This window comes from Chthoniobacterales bacterium, from assembly GCA_036569045.1.
In the GTDB taxonomy this organism is placed as follows: Bacteria; Verrucomicrobiota; Verrucomicrobiia; order Chthoniobacterales; family JAATET01; genus JAATET01.
Genome location: DATCRI010000085.1, coordinates 1 through 3,736, shown reverse-complemented (window position 1 = coordinate 3,736; position 3,736 = coordinate 1). Strand labels below are relative to the sequence as shown.

The following is a 3,736-nucleotide window of genomic DNA, read 5'->3' as shown; positions in this document are numbered from 1 at the left end:
CCGCTGCGCTGGAGTAGGCGCGCCGCCGGCGGCTTTCTACGAGCCGCCCTGCATCATCGCATAGATGTAGATGTTCACGAGCATCCGCATGCAGGCGACGTCGTGATTCGGCGGGGCGATCATGCGATCCCAGCCGCATTGGAGCCCGCTGAGGCTGATGATTCCTGCCATGCGCGAGCCGATCATGATGCCGTAGAGCCCGTGCTTATACCATTGCGGGTTGAAGACATTCGACATGTAGGTGTGGGGCGGGCGTCCCCCGGGAATCTGAAAATACGCGTGGTAGATCGCGTGATCGGGCGGAAGGGCCACGACGCGGGCCTCCGGCAGGATCGCCGCAAGACAGGCGATGTGCCGGGCGAGAAAGATGTCGGGATCCGGCGTGATGTCCGTGTTGATGCACGAGTCGACGAGAAGAAAGCCGCCGCGGCGAACGTATTCCGCGATGTTCGAGCGGCCCTGGGGGTCGGTCACGACGAAGATTCCCTGCGAAAAGAGGAGCGGATATTTGCACATCTCGTCGAGGCTCTCGACGCCGGCCGTATACCACGCAGGATCGATGTTCAGGCTCGTGTTGTTCCGGAGGAACCGCATGAGCACCGGGTCGCCGCTGGAGTGGCGAAACCAGTTCGGGCTGGGAGTCTGCAGGCGCGCCCAGCCGACCCGCTCGCCGCGGAGACCGTCGTCGCTCGACTGGGCCGTCGCTCCGGCGGTTGCGAGGCATAGCGCGAGACTGATTGTGGGAACGAGCGATTTCATAGGAGGCGGAACCAGCGTCGCGCAAGCAGCTCCACGCCGTAGAGGCCGAGCAGGGCGGCGAGGAGGCCGCTCGAGTGCCAGATGGGACGGAGCTTGCGGGATGGCTTGATTGTGGGGGTGTCGTCGGGGGCGCGGAAAGCGGGTGTCTCGTCGAGCACGGCCCCGCCGGTGGCGGCGGCAATGCGGCGCATGGTGTCGAGGTCCGGCGGGAGGTCGAGGGCTTCGGTGGTGCGGGGTTTTGTCGAGACCGTGAACTGGAGACCGGCCTCGTTGTCGAAGGCGTCCTTCGCGCGGACTTTCCAGACGCCGGCCTGCTTCGGGGTGAAGGAGGTCTTCCAGCCATCGTCTTCGCCCGGTGCGGCGGCCTCGAGGTTGAGGAGAGTCCGCCCGCCCTCCGGGGAAATGGCCTCGACGGTCGGAGGGCGAGTGGTTGACGGGGCCGTCGCCCGGAGCAGAACCGGGGTGTCGAGAGCGGGTGCGTCGGTGACTTTACTGAGTCGAAGTCCCTCTCGGGACGAGGTGTTGGCCAGGCTCAGCAAAAGCTGCTGCCAGAATTTTTCCACGGCGTGACTGCTGCTGGGCAGGGACATCTTCCAGCGCCACAGCAGATCGGTGGCGAGCACGGCCGTAAAACCGTTGCCAAACTGCTGACGCACGAGCAGGGGCACGGCGGCGTCGTTCGGCGAGGCGTCGGGCTTGACGGCGAGGATCTCCGCGCCGGGTTTGACGCTGCGAACGTCGGCAGAGAGAGAGAATCTCGGGAGGCTGGCGGCGTCGGCGTTTCGAAACAGGTTTGCGGCGGCTGAAGGGGAGGTTCCGCGGGGCGGAGCGAAGGGCTGGAGCGGCGGAACGTCCTGTCGAGCGCCTCCTTCGGCTCGCTCGTCGATGGGGTCGGCGGTGTCGGTCGCGCCGAAGGTGGAGAGGAGCTGATCCTGAAACCGCCGCACGCTGCGCGCGGTGGCGTCTTCCGCCTGGGGATCGAGAAAGGCGACGGGCAGCATTTCCTCGAGCGCAGTGCCGGCAAAGGCCCGCGTGGCCTGCGAGTCCGGCGCGATGAACAGCACGCCGCCACCGCCGCGGGCGTATTCCACGAGGGCTTTCTGGCGGGCGGGAGAGAGTTGATTGGCGAAGACGTGGGCGAGAATGACGATCTGGAAGCGCCGGAGTTCCGCGGCCGATTCCGGAAGGTCGACGAGGGTGTCTCCATTGCGGGCGCCGGCGGTGAGGTGGACGCCGAGCGCGGGGTTGAGGATGCTTTCCATCCGGAAGCTGGGATCGCCCTGGAGGGCGGTGAAAAGGTAGCGGTAGCCCCACTGGAGCGCGCCCTGGTAGTAGAGCACGTCGACTTTTTCCCGATCCACGATCTGCGTGGTGCAGCTGGCGGACTGGAGGCTGGCGCTCGTCCCGAGGCGGAACTCGAGCGGCATCGAGCCGGGCTCCGGCGCGGTGATCTTTACCGGCCAGACGAGGGTGTTGCGGCCCGGGCGCATGGGCAGGCTTTGCGCGGCGATGCGCGTGGCGCCGCTCCAGAGTTCGATGGGAACGTCCCGGACGTTTTCGGCGTCCACGGAGATCAGCGCGCTGGCGGTGAACTCCGAGCGACGCAGCACGCGGGACGGGGCCTTGATCTCGCGAATGTTCAGTCGCTCGCTGCCGCGGATGCGATTCGTTCCGGCGGCAAAATAGATCGGAATGCCGTCTCGCTGGGCGCGGGCGACGAGCTTGTCGGTCTCGGCGTTCGTGGTGTCGAGGCCATCGGTGAGGCAGACGATGGCGGCGGGTGCGCCGGCAAGCGCCTGCTCGAGCGCCGTGTAGAGGCGGGTCTCGCTGGCCCCGGTCTGCGCGGATTTCACGGCCTCGTCGAAACTTGCGGCGGGGGAGAACGCGGCGGCGAAGCGGAAGGTCGCGACGTCGGTGAAGGCCTGGCGGGCTTTCTCCTCGTGTTGCTTCCACTGCCGGGTGGCCGTGGCGAGGCGCGTGGTGCCGCGGAAATCGGCGGCGGCCATGCTGTCAGATCGATCGACCACGACGGCGAGCTGGCGGTGCGGCGGGGGAGGGGTGATCTCGCGCACGCGCTCGGGATTCGCCAGGCAGATGAGGAGCGCCAGGAGCAGGGCGAGGCGCAGGAGGGTGAGGGCCCAGCGTGCGGCGGGGGTGAGCGCGCGGAGCGTGCGCCGGTAGGACCAGACGACGAGCGCGCCGCCGACGACGGCGAAGCTGCCGAGGATGGCCCAGGCGGCGACCGGAGGCAGGCTGCCGAGCCAGCCGCCGAATTGCCATTCGATCGTTTCGGTCATGGCTGCGGTGCGGGCTCGGGGGTGGGTTCCTTCGGCTCCCGGTCGTAGTCGCGGGAGAGCTGCTCGAAGTAATCCGCGACGGCGGCGCGGTATTCGGCAGGGGCGCGTTCGAGATCCTGGTCGTCGAGCTGGTAGGTGCGGAGGCTTTTCTGGAGCTGTTCGCGAAGGAGGGTGAGCAGGCCTTCGAGCGGAGGGTCGATGGCCTGCGCCGCCTCGCTGGGGCGGGAGGCATTTGGCGTATACGTGGCCTTCATCGCGGCCTGCACGGCGGTGGTATCGCTGCCTTCGGGGACGGCATTTCCGGCCTCGAGGAGGAGCTCTCGAAGGTTGTCGACAAGCTCGCGGGCCAGATGCTCACGGGCTTCCGGCGAGCGGGCGCGAGCGGTGAGCGGCCCGGTGTCGTCGGTGATGTCCTGATCCTCGCCGCCGCGAGCAGGCGTGGGACCAAAAGTGGTTTCGTCCACGCGGTCCGGGTGAGTCAGCTTGCGAAGGCCTGCCTCGTGAGAGTCCGGAACCGTGGAGCCACTTTCGCCATTGCCTGCGCCTTGCCCTTGCCCTTGCCCTTGCCCTTGCCCTTGCCCTTGCCCTTGCCCTTGCGCGCTCGCTTGGCCGGGAGATTGGCCGGGAGATTGGCCGGGAGATTGGCCGGGAGATTGGCCGGGAGATTGGCCGGGAGATTG

At 67.7% G+C, this 3,736-nt stretch carries 4 protein-coding genes; all 4 read right to left on the bottom strand.

The features are described 5' to 3' along the window. Positions 1–36: 36 nt before the first annotated feature. On the bottom strand, positions 37–759 hold the full coding sequence (locus tag VIM61_15020; GenBank protein ID HEY8901721.1) for a DUF4159 domain-containing protein: 723 nt from the start codon (positions 757–759) through the stop codon (positions 37–39). After that, complete coding sequence (locus tag VIM61_15015) at positions 756–3,056, bottom strand: hypothetical protein (protein HEY8901720.1); 2,301 nt, start codon at positions 3,054–3,056, stop codon at positions 756–758. The genes VIM61_15020 and VIM61_15015 overlap by 4 nt, the downstream gene beginning before the upstream one ends. After that, positions 3,053–3,520: a hypothetical protein gene (locus tag VIM61_15010; GenBank protein HEY8901719.1), complete on the bottom strand. Its 468-nt coding sequence runs from the start codon at positions 3,518–3,520 to the stop codon at positions 3,053–3,055. Before VIM61_15010 ends, VIM61_15015 begins: the two co-directional genes overlap by 4 nt. Before the next feature lie 14 nt (positions 3,521–3,534). After that, positions 3,535–3,736: hypothetical protein (locus VIM61_15005; GenBank protein HEY8901718.1), on the bottom strand; the 202-nt coding region annotated here is incomplete at its 5' end.

Coding starts and splice junctions, on each gene's coding strand:
- VIM61_15015 (HEY8901720.1), bottom strand. CDS start 3,056: ATGACCGAAACGATCGAATGGCAATTCGGCGGCTGGCTCGGCAGCCTG.
- VIM61_15020 (HEY8901721.1), bottom strand. CDS start 759: ATGAAATCGCTCGTTCCCACAATCAGTCTCGCGCTATGCCTCGCAACC.